The sequence below is a fragment of the Kitasatospora sp. NPDC058063 genome, assembly GCF_042885395.1.
Taxonomy (GTDB): Bacteria; Actinomycetota; Actinomycetes; order Streptomycetales; family Streptomycetaceae; genus Kitasatospora; species Kitasatospora lactacystinica.
Genome location: NZ_JBHVSD010000008.1, coordinates 197,152 through 213,497, shown reverse-complemented (window position 1 = coordinate 213,497; position 16,346 = coordinate 197,152). Strand labels below are relative to the sequence as shown.

Annotated in this window: 14 protein-coding genes and 2 pseudogenes; 9 read left to right on the top strand and 7 right to left on the bottom strand. The window is 72.5% G+C overall.

All coding sequences use genetic code 11. The features are described from left to right. The first annotated feature begins 35 nt into the window (after positions 1-35). Positions 36-1,601, top strand: a complete 1,566-nt coding sequence (locus ACFVUY_RS16315; RefSeq protein WP_387730484.1) for an alpha/beta hydrolase — start codon at positions 36-38, stop codon at positions 1,599-1,601. A 77-nt stretch (positions 1,602-1,678) separates the two neighbouring features. Here ACFVUY_RS16315 and ACFVUY_RS16310 read toward each other — a convergent pair whose 3' ends face one another. Together ACFVUY_RS16310 and ACFVUY_RS16305 are read right to left on the bottom strand one after the other, a co-directional pair. After that, positions 1,679-4,099: a glycosyltransferase family 39 protein gene (locus ACFVUY_RS16310; RefSeq protein WP_387730482.1), complete on the bottom strand. Its 2,421-nt coding sequence runs from the start codon at positions 4,097-4,099 to the stop codon at positions 1,679-1,681. Positions 4,100-4,170: 71 nt separating this feature from the next. Then, complete coding sequence (locus ACFVUY_RS16305; protein ID WP_387730480.1) at positions 4,171-5,292, bottom strand: alpha/beta hydrolase; 1,122 nt, start codon at positions 5,290-5,292, stop codon at positions 4,171-4,173. 150 nt (positions 5,293-5,442) lie between these two features. Here ACFVUY_RS16305 and ACFVUY_RS16300 point away from each other — a divergent pair, with 150 nt between their 5' ends. From ACFVUY_RS16300 to ACFVUY_RS16280, 5 genes and pseudogenes are all read left to right on the top strand, one after another. Further along, positions 5,443-6,372 (top strand): hypothetical protein, encoded by a 930-nt coding sequence (locus tag ACFVUY_RS16300; RefSeq protein WP_387730477.1) that lies wholly within the window; start codon positions 5,443-5,445, stop codon positions 6,370-6,372. Between the two features lie 118 nt (positions 6,373-6,490). Beyond that, a pseudogene (locus tag ACFVUY_RS16295) lies at positions 6,491-7,177 on the top strand (serine protease); the annotation flags it as partial. 204 nt (positions 7,178-7,381) lie between these two features. Further along, positions 7,382-8,107 (top strand): annotated as a pseudogene (locus tag ACFVUY_RS16290) (putative Ig domain-containing protein); the annotation flags it as partial. A 75-nt stretch (positions 8,108-8,182) separates the two neighbouring features. Continuing rightward, the gene (locus ACFVUY_RS16285) at positions 8,183-8,848 is read left to right on the top strand and encodes an HAD family hydrolase (protein WP_387730475.1); all 666 of its coding nucleotides are present in this window, start codon (positions 8,183-8,185) and stop codon (positions 8,846-8,848) included. A gap of 80 nt (positions 8,849-8,928) precedes the next feature. After that, positions 8,929-9,825 carry an aminoglycoside phosphotransferase family protein gene (locus ACFVUY_RS16280; protein ID WP_387730687.1) on the top strand — a complete coding sequence of 299 codons (897 nt, stop codon included), beginning with the start codon at positions 8,929-8,931 and terminating at the stop codon, positions 9,823-9,825. Between the two features lie 26 nt (positions 9,826-9,851). Here the strand turns inward: ACFVUY_RS16280 and ACFVUY_RS16275 are convergent, their stop codons facing one another. Then, positions 9,852-10,151: an RICIN domain-containing protein gene (locus ACFVUY_RS16275; protein ID WP_387730472.1), complete on the bottom strand. Its 300-nt coding sequence runs from the start codon at positions 10,149-10,151 to the stop codon at positions 9,852-9,854. Between the two features lie 523 nt (positions 10,152-10,674). Between ACFVUY_RS16275 and hemC the strand changes: the two genes are divergently transcribed. Further along, on the top strand, positions 10,675-11,607 hold the full coding sequence (gene hemC, locus ACFVUY_RS16270) for a hydroxymethylbilane synthase (RefSeq protein ID WP_387730469.1): 933 nt from the start codon (positions 10,675-10,677) through the stop codon (positions 11,605-11,607). Between the two features lie 437 nt (positions 11,608-12,044). Here the strand turns inward: hemC and ACFVUY_RS16265 are convergent, their stop codons facing one another. The 3 genes from ACFVUY_RS16265 to ACFVUY_RS16255 all read right to left on the bottom strand — a co-directional run bounded on the left by ACFVUY_RS16265 (position 12,045) and on the right by ACFVUY_RS16255 (position 13,644). Further along, complete coding sequence (locus tag ACFVUY_RS16265; protein WP_387730466.1) at positions 12,045-12,596, bottom strand: hypothetical protein; 552 nt, start codon at positions 12,594-12,596, stop codon at positions 12,045-12,047. A gap of 15 nt (positions 12,597-12,611) precedes the next feature. Continuing rightward, positions 12,612-13,049 carry an ATP-binding protein gene (locus tag ACFVUY_RS16260; protein WP_387730464.1) on the bottom strand — a complete coding sequence of 146 codons (438 nt, stop codon included), beginning with the start codon at positions 13,047-13,049 and terminating at the stop codon, positions 12,612-12,614. A 103-nt stretch (positions 13,050-13,152) separates the two neighbouring features. Then, positions 13,153-13,644, bottom strand: coding sequence for an NUDIX domain-containing protein (locus ACFVUY_RS16255; protein ID WP_387730462.1), 492 nt, complete (start codon positions 13,642-13,644; stop codon positions 13,153-13,155). Positions 13,645-13,941: 297 nt separating this feature from the next. Here ACFVUY_RS16255 and ACFVUY_RS16250 point away from each other — a divergent pair, with 297 nt between their 5' ends. Further along, the gene (locus ACFVUY_RS16250; RefSeq protein WP_387730460.1) at positions 13,942-15,261 is read left to right on the top strand and encodes a tetratricopeptide repeat protein; all 1,320 of its coding nucleotides are present in this window, start codon (positions 13,942-13,944) and stop codon (positions 15,259-15,261) included. 94 nt (positions 15,262-15,355) lie between these two features. Then, entirely contained in the window at positions 15,356-16,189 is an 834-nt protein-coding gene (locus tag ACFVUY_RS16245; protein WP_387730458.1) for a hypothetical protein, read from the top strand. On the opposite strand, the gene ACFVUY_RS16240 is transcribed toward ACFVUY_RS16245, so the two are convergent. After that, positions 16,186-16,326, bottom strand: coding sequence for a hypothetical protein (locus ACFVUY_RS16240; protein ID WP_387730455.1), 141 nt, complete (start codon positions 16,324-16,326; stop codon positions 16,186-16,188). The two genes, ACFVUY_RS16245 and ACFVUY_RS16240, sit on opposite strands and share 4 nt — an antisense overlap. Positions 16,327-16,346 lie beyond the last annotated feature (20 nt).

The following is a 16,346-nucleotide window of genomic DNA, read 5'->3' as shown; positions in this document are numbered from 1 at the left end:
TGCTTCGGACGCAGGTCGGATGGTATTCGTGGGCGGTGCCCCCGATCACTTCCCGGTTCCCCCGCTCGTCCGGGCGCGCCGTGCCCGCCCTCGCCGCCGTCCTCGCCCTCGCGCTGTCGAGCGGCTGCACGGGCGGCGCCGCCCGGCCTCCGCTGGACGAGCGGGTCGCCGCCACCGCGACACCCGCCCTGCGCGCGCTCTACGACCAGCACATCGACTGGCAGCCCTGCCCCGGCGACGACGGCACCGACCCGGACACGGCCGTCGTGCGGTGCGCCACCCTCAAGGTGCCGCTGGACTACGCCGATCCGGGCGGCCGCACCATCGACGTCGCTGTCACCGAAGTGCCCGCCGCGGACCGCGAGCACCGGCTCGGGGCCCTGCTGCTCAACCCCGGAGGGCCCGGAAACTCCGGTGTCAAGATGGTCCGTTGGGGCTGGAAGAACTATCAGGGGCCGCTGCACGACCGCTACGACCTGGTCGGCTTCGACCCGCGCGGCACCGGCGACACCGTCCCGGTCCAGTGCCTGGACGACACCACGCGCGACGAGTGGGACGCCACCGACGACCCGGACTACGGCCGCGGCCGGGTCCTCGCCGAGGCCTGCGAGGCCCGGCACGCCGACCTGCTCCCGCACCTCGGCACCCGCGACACCGCCCGCGACCTCGACGTGCTGCGCGGCGCCCTCGGCGAACGCCGCCTGGACTTCCTCGGCTTCTCCTACGGCACCCACCTCGGCGCCCGCTACGCCGAGGAGTTCCCCGAGCGCACCGGCCGGCTCGTCCTCGACGGCGCCGTCGAGCACGGCGTCCCCACCGCCCGGCTCGGCATCGAACAGGCCGTCGCCGCCGAGGACGGGTTCCGGGCCTTCGCCGCCGACTGCGCCACCGAGGACGGGGACTCCTGCCCGTTCGGCCCCGACCCGGCCGCCGCCCCGCAGCGCCTCGCCCGCTTCCTCGACGGCCTGCGCGAGCACCCGCTGCGCACCGCCGACGGCCGTACGCTCACCGCCGCGCTCGGCTGGGGCGCCGTCCTGGACGCGCTCGCCGACGGCCACCAGTCCTGGTCCGGGCTGCGCGACGCCATCGACCCGGCCGTCACCCGGGGCGAGGCGGAGAGCCTGCTCGCCCTCGCCGACAGCGTCTACGGACGCGGCGAGGACGGCCGCTACCAGAGTGTGGCCGACGCCTTCGCCGCCATCTCCTGCGCCGACGGCCCGCCGCCGCCCACCGACGCGGAACTGCGCCCGGCCCTCGCCGAACTCGCCGCCCGCGCCCCGCTGACCACCGGGCACGACCCGACGGGCACCCTGCTCGTCCCGGACTGCCGGGCCTGGCCGTACCGCTCGCCCGAGGCGCCGCAGCCCGTCCGGGCGCAGGGCAGCGCGCCGGTCCTGGTGATCGGCTCCACCGGCGACCCGGTCACCCCGTACGCCTGGGCGCAGCGGCTGGCCGGCGGGCTGGAGCACGGCGTGCTGCTCACCCGGGACGGCGACGGGCACATGGCCTACTACCGGAGCAGCTGCGTCCGGGACGCGGTGGCCGCCTACCTGGTGGACGGACGGCTGCCGGAGGCGGGCACCCACTGCGCGACCGACTGAGGACGGCCGGCCGGGGACGACGGAAGGGGGCGCGCCGCGCGAACGCGGCACGCCCCCTCCGGGGTGCGGGCCCACCGTCAGGAGGTGGGGGCCGTCAGGTCGTAGAAGGTGGTCGAGCCGATGGTCTTCGCGGTGAAGTGGGCGGTCACCCAGGACGCGATCCGGGCGGACTCGTTCTGCTGCCCGCCCTCGTCGCCGCCCGCGCCGCCGAAGCCGCGGTGGGAGCCGCCGGCGCCGATGAACCAGTGCACCTTGCCCTCCTGGACGTACGTCCGGAAGCCGTCCAGGGTCAGTGAGGGGTCGGTGCCGTTGAAGCCACCGAGGGCCATCACCGGTTCGCCGGTGGCGAGTTGGTAGCCGGCGGCGGTCTGCGAGCCGACCGTGGCGGCCGCCCAGGTGTAGTGGTCGGCGTTCTCCTTCAGCATGGCGGCGACCTCGTCGGTCACCTTGGGGCCGTCGAGCAGGCCGCCCATGCCGCCGGGCGGCGGGCCGCCGGCCGTGCCGCTGCCGAGGAGGCCTCCGGTGCCCGTGCCCTCGGGGGCCTGCGTGCCGGGGAAGCCGTTGCCGGTGCCGTTGCCGCGCTCGTGGCGGCCGTTGCCGTGGTCGGTGCCCGCCCCCGCGCCGCTGCCCGGGAAGCCCTGCCCGCCGGGGAAGCCCGGCTGGCCGTTCTGGCCGTTCTGACCGTTCTGGCCGCCCGGGAAGCCCTGGCCGAAGCCGCGCCCGTTGCCGCCGCCCGGGAAGCCCTTGCCGCCCTTGCGCCCCGTGCCGCCCGGTCCGAACGCGCCGTCCACGCCCGGCCCGGCGGTCACGATCGAGCCGGTGTGCGGGGTGTTCACGGTGTCCACCGCGTACGCCGCCGGACCGCCGAGCGCCGCCGCCAGGCCCACCAGGCCCGCCACCGAGGCGATCCGCGCGCCGGTCCGGCCGGAGAACCGCCCGGCCGGCGACCCGGCGACCGGCGAGCCGACGACCAGCGGACCGGCGGCCAGCGCCGCCGCCGCGAGCGGCCCGCCGACCAGCACCGCCCAGCGCAGCCACGGCACGAAGTCCGGGCTGCGGCCGAGCAGCACGAACGCCCAGACCGCCGTCACCGCGAGCGTTCCGGCCAGCACCAGCGCCCAGGGCAGCCGGTGCCGGGCCCGCCACAGGCCGTCCACGCCCATGCCGACCAGCGCCGCGACGGCCGGGGCCAGCGCCACCGTGTAGTACTGGTGGAAGATCCCGGACATGAAGCTGAAGATCAGCGCGGTGGAGAGCAGCCAGCCGCCCCAGACCAGGAAGGCCGCGCGGGCGGTGTCGGTGCGGGCGTAGCGGCGGGTCGCCCAGAGCGCGGCCACCAGCAGGATCAGCGCGGCCGGCAGCAGCCAGGCGATCTGCCCGCCGATGTCGGTGCCGAACATCCGGGTCAGCCCGGTCTGCCCCCAGCCGTGGCCGCCGCCGCGCATCGCACCGCCCGGCAGGTCGAGCCCGGCCGGCATCCGGGCGCCGCCGCCCACGCTGCCGGTCTCGTCGCCGTTGATCCGGCCGAGGCCGTTGTAGCCGAAGGTGAGCGAGAGGAAGCTGTTGTCCTGCGAACCGCCGACGTACGGGCGGGCCGAGGCGGGCAGCAGCTCGACGACCGCCACCCACCAGCCGCCGGCCACGACCATCGCCGCGCCCGAGAGCAGCAGCTGCCGCACCCGCCGCCACAGGCCGGTGGGCGCGACGACCAGGTAGATCACCGCGAACGCGGGCAGCACGAGGAAGGCCTGCAGGGTCTTGGTAAGGAAGGCGAGGCCGAACACCACCCCGGTGAACACCAGCCACCGGGTGCCCGCCGCCTCGACCGCGCGCACCAGCCCGTACGCGGCCAGCGTCAGCAGCAGCACCAGCAGCGCGTCCGGGTTGTTGAAGCGGAACATCAGCGCCGCGACCGGGGTGAGCGCCAGCGCGGCGCCCGCCAGCAGGCCGCCGAGCGGGGAGAAGCGGCGGCGCACCGTCGCGTACAGCACGCCGACGGTGGCCGCTCCCATCAGCGCCTGCGGGGCCAGCACCGACCACGAGGAGAGGCCGAAGATCCGCGCCGACAGGGCCATCGGCCACAGCGAGGCCGGGGGCTTGTCGACGGTGATGAAGTTCGCCGCGTCCGAGGAGCCGAAGAAGAAGGCCTTCCAGCTCTGGGAGCCGGCCTGCACGGCGGCCGAGTAGAAGGAGTTGGCCCAGCCGGAGGCGCTCAGGCCCCATAGGTAGAGGACGGTGGTCGCGGCCAGCAGCGCCAGCAGGGCCGGGCGCACCCAGCGCGGGTCGTCCGCGCGCCCGCGCCAGGCGCGGGCCGGGAGGGTGCGCAGCCGGCCGGACCAGGACGCCGGACCCTTGGGGCCGGCGGGCGGCAGGGGCTGCTCGGGGAAGAGCGGCGCCGGGTCCGGCCGGGCCGGGCCGGGCGGCACCTCCGGTGGCGGGAAGTTCGCGGCCTCGGGCCACGGTTCGCCGGCCGGAGGGGAGTAGCTGCTCGTGGTCATGCGCCATACCGTCGGTGGCGTGCCTGAGAGAACCGTGAGACGGGGGTGTGAGGCGCGTGTGATCCGGAAAGTCAGGCGGACGGCGGTACGGCGAGGTGCTTGCCCAGCCACTCCAGGGCCGGGGGGATCTCCCGGGTCCAGGTGTGGAAGTTGTGGCCGGCGGTGTCCAGCGTGATGGAGGACATCGTGGTGGGGGCCTTGAAGGCCGCGATCATGGCCTTGGTCTCGTCGTAGTTGTTCTCGTCGTACGCGGTGGTCAGCAGCAGGTTGACCGGGGCGGGCGGCTGGTTCTTCAGCCGCCACAGCAGGTCGTTCTCCTGCTTCAGCCGGTCGTTGCCGCCGAACAGGTCGCCGGTGGTCGCGTCGTGGGCGGCGCTGTAGTAGCCGGAGAGCGCGACCGCCGAGCGGTAGGCGTCGGGCTTGCGCAGCGCGAACTTGAGCGCGCAGTAGCCGCCGGTGGAGTTGCCGATCACCGCCCGGTTGGCCGGGTCGGTGCCGATCCGGTACGTGGTGGCGAGGGCCTTGGGCAGGTCGCTGGTGAAGAAGGTCTCCACCTGGGGGCCGTTCGGCACGTCCACGCACTCGGTGTCCCGGTCGCCGACCAGGGTGGGGCGGGTCATCACCAGGACGGTCGGCGGCAGCTTCTTCTGCTCGATCGCGTTCAGCGTGGACGCCGGGTACTGCATCAGCGAGATCAGCTTCTCCGGGGTGCCCGGGTAGCCGGTGAGCACCAGGGCCATCGGGAAGCGCTGCTTCGCGTGCTCCGGCTGGAAGTACTGCGGCGGCAGGTAGACGTACGCCTCGGTGGTCAGACCGCTGCCGGCCCCTTTGACGTCGACCTTCTGGATCAGGCCGGAGCGCTCCGGGTCCGAGCCCTGGGCGGAGTAGAACTTCTGCTCGCCGGTGACGGCCACCCCGGAGGCGTTGGGCTGGTGGTCGACCACCGTGCCGAGCCCGCCGCTGGTGCCGAGCAGGTCGGTCCAGGAGCTGTAGAAGCCGAAGTAGCTGTTGGCGATCAGGCCCATCGCGGCCAGGACCGACACCTGGGTGGCGAGGAACGCGCCGATCCGGCCCAGCCACGCCTTCCAGCCCTTCCCGCCGAACCGCGGCCAGAGCCACATGGTGGCGGCGAAGACGGCGATCGCGAGGAGGGAGGCGATGATCTGGAGCGGGAGTCCGGTGAGACTGAGCACGAGCCCGATCGTAGTTGACCTCCGTGGAGGCCCCGGGGCGACCCCTTCCGATGATCGTCCTTATCGAGTTGACCCGGGTGGTTCGTGCTCGGCAGCATGTCGCCCCGACGCGTACGGGGAGTGCGCGGCGGATGACAGTGGGGTGGGGTCGTGAAGTCGATGCGGTTCGCGGGTTCTTCGGGTGGGGCGGGTCTGGCGGTCGGCGGGGTGCTGCTGCTCGCGGCCTGCTCCGGCGGGGGTGGTGGTGCCGCCGCGCCGAGCGCTTCGGCGACGGTCGTGCCGAGCGCCTCGGCGACGCCGTTCGGGACGACGCTCGCGCAGTCCCTGGAGCCGGTCGGCACCGGGCTGTCGAAGGTGGCCGCGGCGACGACCATGAAGGAGGTCGAGACCGCGCTCGCCATCGTGGAGTCCAATGCCGACCGCGCGGTCCGGAGCCTGAAGGCCGTCGGCGCACCGGACGGGGTCGACGCGGCGCGCACCGAACTGGTGACCGGACTGAACACGCTCTCCTCCGAGGCGCTGACGATCCGCACCGACCTCAACCTCAAGAAGTACTGCACCGTCGGCGTCATCCAGGCGCAGCTCGGCGGCGGCCAGGGACTGGTGGCGGTCCCCGCCGCGCTCGCAAAGCTGGCGACGGCCGGCCAGCCGGCCGCCCTCACCGTCCCGCAACTGCCCAAGCCACAGCCGCAGCCGCGGGCCCAGGAGAACGGATTCCCGGTCCGCGACGGCGGGAACCGCGGCAAGGGGGAGCTGACCGTCACCAACAACGGGGACGTGGATGCCGTCGTCTCGGTCGTCCAGGACGGCCAGGCCGTGGCCTCGATGTACGTGGCCAAGGGGCGGAAGGCCACCATCGACGGCATCAAGTCGGGCTCGTACGCCTTCCACTACACCACCGGAGTGGACTGGGACGCCGACGTGAAGCAGTTCACCCAGGACTGCCGGTTCGTCAAGGTCGGTGACAAGCACGAGTTCGAGCCGTCCGGGACGACCTGGACCTTCAAGCTCCGCGCGGAGGGCGGCGAGGGCACCGGCAATGCTGCCTGGCTGACCGCGGCCACCGCCCCGCAGCCGTAGCCGCCGCGTAGCCCCTGCCCGTAACGGGCATACCGGGACGGGTCGTTGCCTTCGGATGGCACGACCCGTGCCGGGCAGTGGCGAGTTCGGTCACAATCCTTGACCTCTTGAAGTGGCCATGGCACTTTCGTGCGGCGCGGGCGTCGGCGACCAGTCGTACACCCCGCGATCCCCCACAAGGAGAGCCATGTTCAAGAGATTTGTCGCGGTGGCCGGTACCAGTGCCGTCGTCGCGGGCGGGCTGGCCTTCGCCGCCGCCCCCGCGCAGGCCGTCCAGGCGGCCGACCTGACGTCCACCATCGCCCTGAGCAACTGCTCGGCCTCGCTGGTCCGTTACCCCACATCGGTGGCCGGCGACCGGGCGCTGATGCTCACCAACGGGCACTGCCTGCCGACGATGCCCTCGGCCGGCCAGGTGATCCAGAACACCACCGCCAGCCGCAGCGGCACCCTGCTGGACGGCGCGGGCAACAGCCTGGGCACCGTCCAGGCCGACAAGCTGCTCTACGCGACGATGACCGGCACCGACGTCGCCCTCTACCAACTCACCGACACCTACGGGTCGATCAGCTCCAAGTACGGCGCCACCGCGCTGACGATCAGCGACTCGCACCCGACCGACGGCGCGTCGATGTACATACCGTCGTCGTACTGGAAGCAGGTCTGGAACTGCTCCGTCAACGGCTTCGTGCCGACCCTGCGCGAGGACGCCTGGACCTGGCACGACTCGCTGCGCTACAGCTCCGGGTGCAACACCACGCACGGCACCTCCGGTTCGCCGATCGTCGACTCCGCCAGCGGGCGGATCATCGGCATCAACAACACCGGCAACGACGACGGCGCCATGTGCACCCTCAACAACCCGTGCGAGGTGGCCGCCGACGGCACCACCAAGGCCTACAAGGGCCAGAGCTACGGCGAGGAGACGTACTGGTTCACCACCTGTCTGAACTCCTCCACCCGGGCCATCGACCTCAACGTGGCCGGCTGCCTGCTCACCAAGCCGGCCGGCAGCGCCGTCTCGGTGACCAACCCGGGCAACCAGTCCACCGTCGTCGGCGGCGCGGTCAACCTCCAGATCAACGCCTCCGGTGGCACCGCCCCGCTGTCCTACGCCGCGACCGGCCTGCCCGCCGGGCTGTCGATCAACTCCTCCACCGGCGTCATCGCGGGCACCGTCTCCACCGCGGGCAGCTCCACCGTGACCGTCACCGTCACGGACGCCGCGGGCAAGTCGGCCTCCACCTCCTTCACCTGGGCGGTCTCCACCGGTGGCGGCAGCTGCACCCCGGCGCAGCTGCTGGGCAACGCGGGCTTCGAGACCGGCACCGCCACCCCGTGGACGACGTCGAGCGGCGTGGTGGACAACAGCTCTTCGCAGGCGGCCCACGGCGGCTCCTGGAAGGCGTGGATGAACGGCTACGGCTCGACCCACTCGGACTCGCTGTCGCAGACGGTGAGCATCCCGTCGGGCTGCAAGGCGACGCTGAGCTTCTGGCTGCACATCGACACCGCCGAGTCGGGCACCACCGCGTACGACAAGCTGACCGTCTCGGTCAACGGCACCACGCTGAAGACCTACTCCAACGTGGACGCCGCGGCCGGCTACCAGCAGCGCACCTTCGACCTGTCGGCCTACGCGGGCCAGAGCGTCACCGTGAAGTTCGCCGGGACCGAGGACGCCTCGCTCCAGACCAGCTTCGTGATCGACGACACCTCCGTCCAGACCGGCTGACCGGGTAACGCCCAAGGGGCGGTGGCCGGTTCGCCGGTCACCGCCCCCGGGTGCGCACCGGCCTATGCTGGTCGGATGATCAAGCCGATAGAGCTGGTGATTTTCGACTGCGACGGCGTCCTGGTGGACAGCGAGGTGATCGCCGTCCGGGTGCTGGTGCGCCTGGGGGCGGAGCACGGCTGGCCGCTGACCGGGGCGGAGGCGATCGAGCTCTTCGTCGGACGGTCCGAGGCCGCCAACCGGGCGACGGTCGCCGAACGGCTGGGCGCCGAGACGGCCGTCCTGTGGAGCAAGCGCTTCGTCGAACTGCACGCCGAGGCGGTCGACGCCGGGCTGACCCCCGTGGCCGGCCTGCCGGAAGCCCTGGCCGCGATCACCCTGCCCACCTGCGTGGCCTCCAGCGGCACCCACGAGAAGATGCGCCACACCCTGGGCCGCACCGGCCTCCACGACCACTTCGCCGGACGGATCTTCAGCGCCACCGAGGTCGCCCGCGGCAAGCCCGCCCCCGACCTCTTCCTGCACGCCGCCCGCTCGATGGGCGTCGACCCGGCCGCCTGCGTGGTGGTCGAGGACAGCCGGCCCGGCGTCGAGGCCGCCCGCGCCGCCGGCATGCGCGCGCTCGGCTACGCGGGCGGCGTCACGGTCGCGGAGCGGCTGGCCGGGCCGGGCACCGTGGTCTTCGACGACATGCGGGACCTGCCCGGGCTGATCGCCGCGGGCGCGGTTCACCAGGGGTAGGTCCCGCCCTCGGGGCGGCCGTCGGGTCCGGCGCCAATTCGGTTGCCGGGTACGGTCCGCGGGTGGCAGGGTCGGGCGCCATGGCCCCCTCCCGCAAGCTGCACGACGACGAACTGGACATCGACGAGGCGCTGGTGCGCCGGATGGTCGCCGAGCAGTTCCCGCAGTGGGCCGGGCTGCCGGTCGAGCCGGTGGTGCCGGCCGGGACCAGCAACGCGATGTACCGGCTCGGGGCGGAGCTGGTGGTGCGCATCCCGCGGATCCCCGGGGTGGTCGAGGAGATCGCCAAGGAGGACGTCTGGCTGCGCCGCCTGGCCCCGCGGCTGCCGGTCCCGGTGCCGGTCCCGCTGGCCGTGGGCGGGCCGGTCGACGGCTGCCCCTGGCCCTGGTCGGTGCTGCGCTGGCTCGACGGCACCACTCCGGACGCCGGGCGGCCCGCCGAACCCGAGCTGCTGGCCCGGGACTTGGCCGGCTTCGTGGGCGCCGTGCGCCGGATCGACCCGGCCGGCGCCCCCGCCGCCTACCGCAGCGAGTCGCTGGCGTCGCGGGACGCCGGGACCAGGACCGCGATCGCGGCCGTGGCGGACCTGGTCGACGCCGCCGCCGTGACCGCCGCCTGGGAGCACGCGCTGCGCGCCCCCGCGCCCACCGGCCCCCCGGTCTGGATCCACGGCGACCTGCAGCCCGGCAACCTGCTGGTCTCCCCGGACGGCCGGCTGAGCGCGGTCATCGACTTCGGCTGCGCGGGCCTGGGCGAACCGGCCGTCGACCTGATCCCCGCCTGGTACGTCCTGCCCGCCGCCGCCCGCGGGACCTTCCGCGAGGCCGCGGCCCCCGACGACGCGGCCTGGGCCCGCGCCCGCGGCTGGGCCCTGTCGATCGCCCTGCTGGAGGTGGCCTACTACCGGGACAGCGACCCGAGGATGACCGCCATCGCCCGCCACGTGATCGCCGAGGTCCTGGCCGACCGTGCTTGAGGGCCCCGTCCCCGCCCGTCCGAGGGTCAGTGCCACACCGCGCCGGGCTGGCCCGAGAACAGCCACTGCTGGGCGTTGGCCCCGTTGGCGGTGGAGGAGTTGGTGATCTCCAGGCACTTGCCGGAGCTGTTCTTGATGACGAACGTGCCCGAGAGGTCGGCGGAGACGCCCTTCCCGAGCTCGGCGAGCGCGGTGTGCAGGCTCGGCTCCCCGGTGTGCGAGTCGGCGAAGGCCTGGCCGCCGGCGAGGCCGGTGAGGGTGAGCGTGAGGGCGGCGAGGCTGATGGCGGCGGAGCGCCGGGTGCTGCGGAGTCCGTTGCTGGACATGGAGGGTCCCCCTTCGAGGGTGCTGGTGGGTTCGCGCCCACCACCTGGTCCCCAGTGCTGGACGCATTAGCAGCTTGCGCTTTCCCCAAGGGAGTTGTCGTCAGCGGTCAGTCCACTCCCGCTTCGCTCGGAGTCCACCGCCGGTCGTCGCGGCACTGTGGCGGTAGTCGCGGGGCGGCAGCCTGTACGCGCCACCGAGGCCACGGCTGAGCCCATTCAAGCGGCCCTACCATCCGTTGCCGCTTCGGCCTGGCCGAAGCGGCAACGGACACGACCACTTCCTGCGCAGAACCAGGAGGAGCAGTACGACCATTGGTCGGGCCGGACTTGATCCAGTGCTCTCCAGCCCCCCGCCGAACGGGTTCGGCGGGGGGCTGCCCAGGCGGGCTCGGCGAGACGATTGGCTCGGCTGGTGTGCGATGCCAAGGACCTCTTCCCAGTTTCCGGCATAACGTCGGATACCGGGCGCGATTGATGCGAGTAGCATGCGGTCAACGCCTCGTTTGATGCTGGGAGTTGACCTATGAACACACTGGTGGTGGGGTCGCGGGCCAGTCACCTGGCGCGGGCTCAGGTCAGGGAGTTCCTGGTGCCGCTGCGGGAGCGCTTCCCCCATGTGGTCTTCCGCCAGCGAGTGATCACGGAGGCCGGTGATCAGGACCGCAGGTCGGCCCTGAGGGACGTCTCGGAGCGCGGCGGCGGCTCGGCGTTCTCGGTGAACCAGGTGAACGCGCTGGTGTCCGGTGAGGTCGATGTGATCGTGCACTCGCTCAAGGACCTGCCGACCACGAACCCGCCCGGCCTGATCCTTTTGCCCCCGCCCACCCGCGCGGATGTGCACGACGCGCTGTGCGGCTCGACGTTGGCCGATCTCCCGTACGGGGGCAGGATCGGCACGTCGGCGTCGCGCCGGATCGCCCAACTGCTGCACGTACGCCCGGACCTGGTACCGGTGGAGATCCGGGGGAACGTCCCGACCAGGCTCGGCAAGCTCAGGACGCAGCGGCTGGATGCCGTGATCCTGGCGGCCGCCGGGATCAAGCGGCTCGGCCGCAGCGAGGAGATCAGCGAGATCCTGCTGATCAGGCAGTTTCCCCCGTCGCCCGGGCAGGGCGCGCTGGGCATCCAGATCCGGGAGGACAACGAGTCGGCCCGAGAGCTCCTGGCCGGTTCCGGTGACCCGGTGACCGACGCGGAGGTGCGGGCCGAGCGGGCGATGCTGGCGGAGCTCCACGGCGGATGCTCGGTGCCGGTCGGCGCGTTCGGCAAGGCCGACGGCGACGTGCTGACCCTGCGCGGGCAGGTCACCTCCGTGGACGGAAGGCGGCAGGTGGAGGCCCGGCTCTCCGGCCCGTTGAGCGAGCCGGAGAAGCTGGGCACCCAGGTGGCGGGCCTCCTGCTGGGCCAGGGTGCGGAGGGCATCCTGGCGGAGGTCCGGCCCACAGTCGCCGCCTAGGCTCGCAGGCGGGCGAGGTCCAGGGCCGCATAGGTGATGATCCGGTCCGCGCCGGCCCGCTTGAGCATGGTGAACAGCTCCGCCAGCGGGCGGAAGTCCCGCTGACCTGCCCGCGGGCCCGCCCGTCGCCACCTTGCGCGCAGGAAGTCGGCCGACCCGACTTCCTGCGCAGACGATGAGCGATCCAGGTCGAGGGCGGGCCCGCGGGCAAGCACACGGGCCCGCCCAAGAACACCTAACGCCCGCCCACCCACCCCTTCCACAAAAGTCATGGGCGGCCCGGCCAAGATTGGCCGGGCCGCCCAAAAATGAGGCAACCCAGCAGCCCTGGCCGAGACAGCCGAGTCCATTCATGGCGCCCCAGAGCCCGTTGCCGCTTCGGCAGGGCCAAAGCGGCATCGGCACGGTGCACCGCCATTCCTGCGCGGGGTGGGGGTTCAGGTGCGGGTGGCTTGGGTGCGGCAGTGGGTGAGGGCGTACTTGAGGCGGGTGTCGGGGTTGGGGGTGGTGGTGAGGAGTTCGCCGGCGGTGACGAGGGTGGTCCAGTACAGGGTGGGGTTTCCGGTGCGGGGGAGGGGCCGGGCGGCGGCGAGGGAGAGGTAGGCGGCGGTGAGGTTGCCGGTGGTGAACCAGCGGTGCAGGCCGTGGTGGTGGCCGGGTCGGATGCCGCCCATGGCGTCGATGGCGACGAGGAAGTGATCGACGATGGTGAGTTCGGTGTCGGTGAGGGAGGCCGGGACGTCGAAGACGCCGAGGGCTTCGAGGAGTTCGCCGGTGTCGGTCTCGGAGCCGGTGCGGGGGTTGGCGAGGAGGGCGTCGTGGCACTCGTCGAGGCGGCGGAGGGTCTCGGCGAGGGGGATGGTGAGGGCGAGGCAGACCGCGCGGGCGGAGGGGAGGGGTTTGTGGGTGCGGCGGGCGAGGAGGGCGTAGGTGTCGGCGGGGGTGCGGCCGCGGGAGAGGGCGTGGCCGGCGAGGGTGGTGAGGTGCATGGGGGTTCTGGGCTTTCAGGCGGTGGCGAGGGCGGGGCCGGGGGCGGGGGAGACGAGGGCCCAGACGAACTTGCCGATACCGCCCGGGAGGGAGGTACAGCCCCAGCGCTCGGCGAGTTCGTTGACGAGGAGCAGGCCACGGCCGTGCTCGTCGGAGGGGGAGGACGTGCGGACGTTGGGGTGGTTGGTGCCGGCGTCGTGGACTTCGAGGCGCAGGCGGGAGCCGGTGAGGGTGAAGCGGATCTCGATGTGGTCGCCGTCGGGGCAATCGGAGTGCTGGACGGCGTTGGCGAAGAGTTCGCCGAGGAGGAGCTCGGCGGTGTCGGAGTAGCGCTCGCCGGAGGGCATGCCGGAGAGGTAGGCACGGAGCAGGTAGCGGGCCAGGGGCGTGGACTCGGTACGGGAGTCGAGGCGCGCGACGAACATGCGGGGGCGGCGGTGGGTTTTGAGCATGGGGGAGTACCTCAAGGGACTGTAGCCGTGCTGCTGAAGGTGGGGCCGGACCGCACTCACGGAGGTCCGGCCCTGGGATGTCGCCGTCGGGTCGGGCGTTTGGTCAGCCGACCGGGACCGGCACGCCTCGGACGAGGAGGGGCAGGCCGTCACCGTGTTCCCAGGCGTCCCAGGCATCCTCGACGCGGCGGCACTGCTCGTCGGCCATGAGGTCGCGGAGCTGGTGGCGGGGGGCCCAGTGGAGGGCGCGGAGTTCTTCCGGGGGCTGGTGGTGGGTCGCGGTGTTGGCCTGCTGGGGTGTGAGAATTCCGCCCGCATAGACGAGGTTGAGGCCCTCGGGGAACTCGGCGGCGGCGGGCATGTAGTCGATGGTGAGGACGGTGCGCAGGGGAAGGACGAGACCGGTCTCGGTTTCGAGGTGCCGACGGGCCGCGAGGTGCGGGAGCTCGTCCTGCTCGGCGCTGCCGCCGGGGAGGATCAGTCCGTCCATGTAGATCGGATCGACGAGGAGGGCGGAGAGTTCGCCCGATCCGTCGGGGTTCTCGCGCAGGGCGAAGATCTGCTGACCCGACCGGCGGGCCGGGGGCTTGCTCATGATGCGGGTCCTGCTCAACTCTGCTCCAGATACGAGGACTTAAAGGATTACGAAAAGCCAACGAGGCGGGCGATTCCCCACAGGAGTCCGGGCGCGATTTCCAGGAGCGGCCGGATGACCCCGCAACGAGAGGCCCTGCCACTGCTGGTGATCGGCCGATGACGAACAGTCAACCGCCCTGCTCTGCGGTCGGCTATGGTCGAGCCAAGCCGGGACGTTGAAACCCTTGAAACCCGACTGCAAGGGGGAACTGTCGTGCGAACCGACCGTGCGCCGAACCGCAAGCTCGCCTCATTGATGACTGAAGCCGCTTGGGGGAACGGCGAGTTGGCGCGGGCCATCAACCGAGCCGGCACCGAGACCGGACAGCGACTCAAGTACGATGCCTCGGCCGTCTCCCACTGGCTCAGCGGCACCTCGCCTTCGGTGAAGGCCCTGCCGATCGTCCTGGAGACGCTGGCGCGGAGGCTCAAGCGACCCATCACCGCCTTCGAGGCCGGATTCCGCGAGACACCTACCACCGTTGACCAGCCGACGGATACGGTGTCAGGGCTGACCAACCTGGGGAGCCTCGATATGGACCCATCGCGGCGCGGAGTCCTCACGGCAGGCCTGTACTCGGCGGCCCTTGCCATTCCGGGCTGGCCCGACGCGGTGGGCCGCTTCGAGAGGCTGCGAACCGACCCCCACCTGCGGATCGGCATGGCGGAGGTGCGGGCGGTCGCGGCGATGACCGGGCGGATCAGTGACCTGGACGACCAGTTCGGCGGCCGGATGGCCCGCCCGATGGCAGCTTCGTTCCTGGTGAACACGATCGTCCCGTACCTTCGGGCGGACGCCGGTGAGGACGTCCGCAAGGCCATGCTGTCGGCCGCCGCCGACCACTGCTACCTGACCGGCTACATGGCCATGGACGAACGCCACGACTCCCTGGCTCAGCACTACTACCTGAAGGCCCTGGAGCTGGCCGGACACGCGGGCGACCACCTCACGTACTGCACCACCCTGCGGGGCATGAGCGTCCAGGCCGTCGACCTCGGCCACGGCAGTACCGCCCTGCGGTTCGCGGACGCCGCCTCGGCAGCCTCCCCCCAGGCCGGCCCTCGCATGAGGGCCTTCCTCGCCGGCCAGCAGGCCCACGCCCTCGCCCAGACCGGAGACAGGACCGGAGCCCTGCACCACCTGCGAACAGCAGAAGTCGCGATGGAGCAGGCCGAGTCCAAAGCGAAGGCGTTCGGCTCCTACGATCCGTCCTCCCTCGCCTACCACGAGGCCCAGGTCCGCTGGGAGCTCGGGGATAAGACTGGTGCCATCAGCGCGATGGAGACGTCCGACCGCCTGCGGTACTCCGTATACATTCGCAATCGGGTGCGGATGACCGGCATGCTCGCGGAGTGGAAGCTGCAGGCCGGCCGCCTCGAAGAAGCCTGCGCGGACTGGCACCGGGCGTTGGACGACTACCCGACCATCCAGTCCGGCCGGGCCGACGACCGCTTCCGCTCGATGCTCTCCGCGACCCGGCCGCACCGCCGCAACCACCATGTGCGCGAACTCCTGGAGCGTGCCCGGCCCATGACGGACGGCCGGCAATTCTCAAACGGTTCGCACCGTGCGTAGTCGGTGTGCTACTTTCCGCATCATCAACAGAACATAGGAGACCCCGGCGGTGGTGAGACACCCCGGGGTCGGGCACCAGGAGCTGTAACTCCAGATGCAGATTCATCGTAGCGCGCACACGCGCGCGTTCACCGTTCTACCGAACGGCCTGTTGCAGGACCGGCGGCTCAGCTACACCGCTCGGGGCCTCCTCGCCGACCTCCTCTCCCGGCCGAGCGGCTGGCGGGAGGACGGGCGGCAGATGGCGGACAGCAGTCCGCAGGGGCGGGGCGCCGTGCGGCGGGCGCTCAAAGAACTCAAGGACGCCGGGTACTACCGGGTCGACACGGTCCGGATGGCCGACGGGACGGTCCGGTCCGAGGCCCACGTCTTCGACACCCCGCAGCCCGAACCGGCTGCCCAGCGTCCGGCCTCCGGTGGGCGAGGGACCGGCCGCACTGTCGCCCCTCCCGTAAAGGACCCGGGACAAGAACCCACCCTCCCGGATGAACGGACGCGGGCCGCCGTGGCCACCCTGTTCCGGGTGATCCGGCCCGAACCCCGCCTGCGCCTCGGCGAGGCCGAGGCGCAAACGCTGGCACCGCTCGTCTCGCAGTGGCTGGAACGAGGCTGCAGCGAGGCCGAGTTGGCCCACGCCCTGCTCCCCGGGCTGCCCCAGCCGATGCACTCCCCGGCGGCGATCCTCCGGGACCGCCTGCAACGCAAGCTGCCACCGGAACGCCCCGAAGCGCCCCCGCCGACGCCGTACGCCGAGTGCGGCCGCTGCCACGACCCCGTGCCCCGGCCGGGGATCTGCCGCACCTGCGCGGGCCTCGGCACGAGAACCGTCGACGTCGGCACCGGCGCGCCCGCCACCCCCGGCGGTGTCGCCCGGGCGCGCGCGGCCCTGCGCGGGTGGCCCCGGCGGCCGGCCGTCGCAGGCTCCTAGCCGGCGAAGCCGCTCTCGGGGTGGATGATCTCCAGGTCGGTGCCGTCGAGGTCGTCGAGGTGCGCGACCCGAGTGCCGAGGGCGGCGTTCGGGGTGACCTCGCCCGCCACGTCGTCGCCGAGGTCCTGGCCGATCACGCGTAGCGGGACGGGAGCCG

Bases quoted from the DNA above. Each gene is read 5' to 3' on its own strand.
- ACFVUY_RS16310 (WP_387730482.1), bottom strand. From the start codon at position 4,099: ATGACCACGAGCAGCTACTCCCCTCCGGCCGGCGAACCGTGGCCCGAG.
- ACFVUY_RS16285 (WP_387730475.1), top strand. From the start codon at position 8,183: ATGATCAAGCCGATAGAGCTGGTGATTTTCGACTGCGACGGCGTCCTG.
- ACFVUY_RS16280 (WP_387730687.1), top strand. From the start codon at position 8,929: ATGGCCCCCTCCCGCAAGCTGCACGACGACGAACTGGACATCGACGAG.
- ACFVUY_RS16275 (WP_387730472.1), bottom strand. From the start codon at position 10,151: ATGTCCAGCAACGGACTCCGCAGCACCCGGCGCTCCGCCGCCATCAGC.
- hemC (WP_387730469.1), top strand. From the start codon at position 10,675: ATGAACACACTGGTGGTGGGGTCGCGGGCCAGTCACCTGGCGCGGGCT.
- ACFVUY_RS16265 (WP_387730466.1), bottom strand. From the start codon at position 12,596: ATGCACCTCACCACCCTCGCCGGCCACGCCCTCTCCCGCGGCCGCACC.
- ACFVUY_RS16260 (WP_387730464.1), bottom strand. From the start codon at position 13,049: ATGCTCAAAACCCACCGCCGCCCCCGCATGTTCGTCGCGCGCCTCGAC.
- ACFVUY_RS16255 (WP_387730462.1), bottom strand. From the start codon at position 13,644: ATGAGCAAGCCCCCGGCCCGCCGGTCGGGTCAGCAGATCTTCGCCCTG.
- ACFVUY_RS16250 (WP_387730460.1), top strand. From the start codon at position 13,942: ATGACTGAAGCCGCTTGGGGGAACGGCGAGTTGGCGCGGGCCATCAAC.
- ACFVUY_RS16245 (WP_387730458.1), top strand. From the start codon at position 15,356: ATGCAGATTCATCGTAGCGCGCACACGCGCGCGTTCACCGTTCTACCG.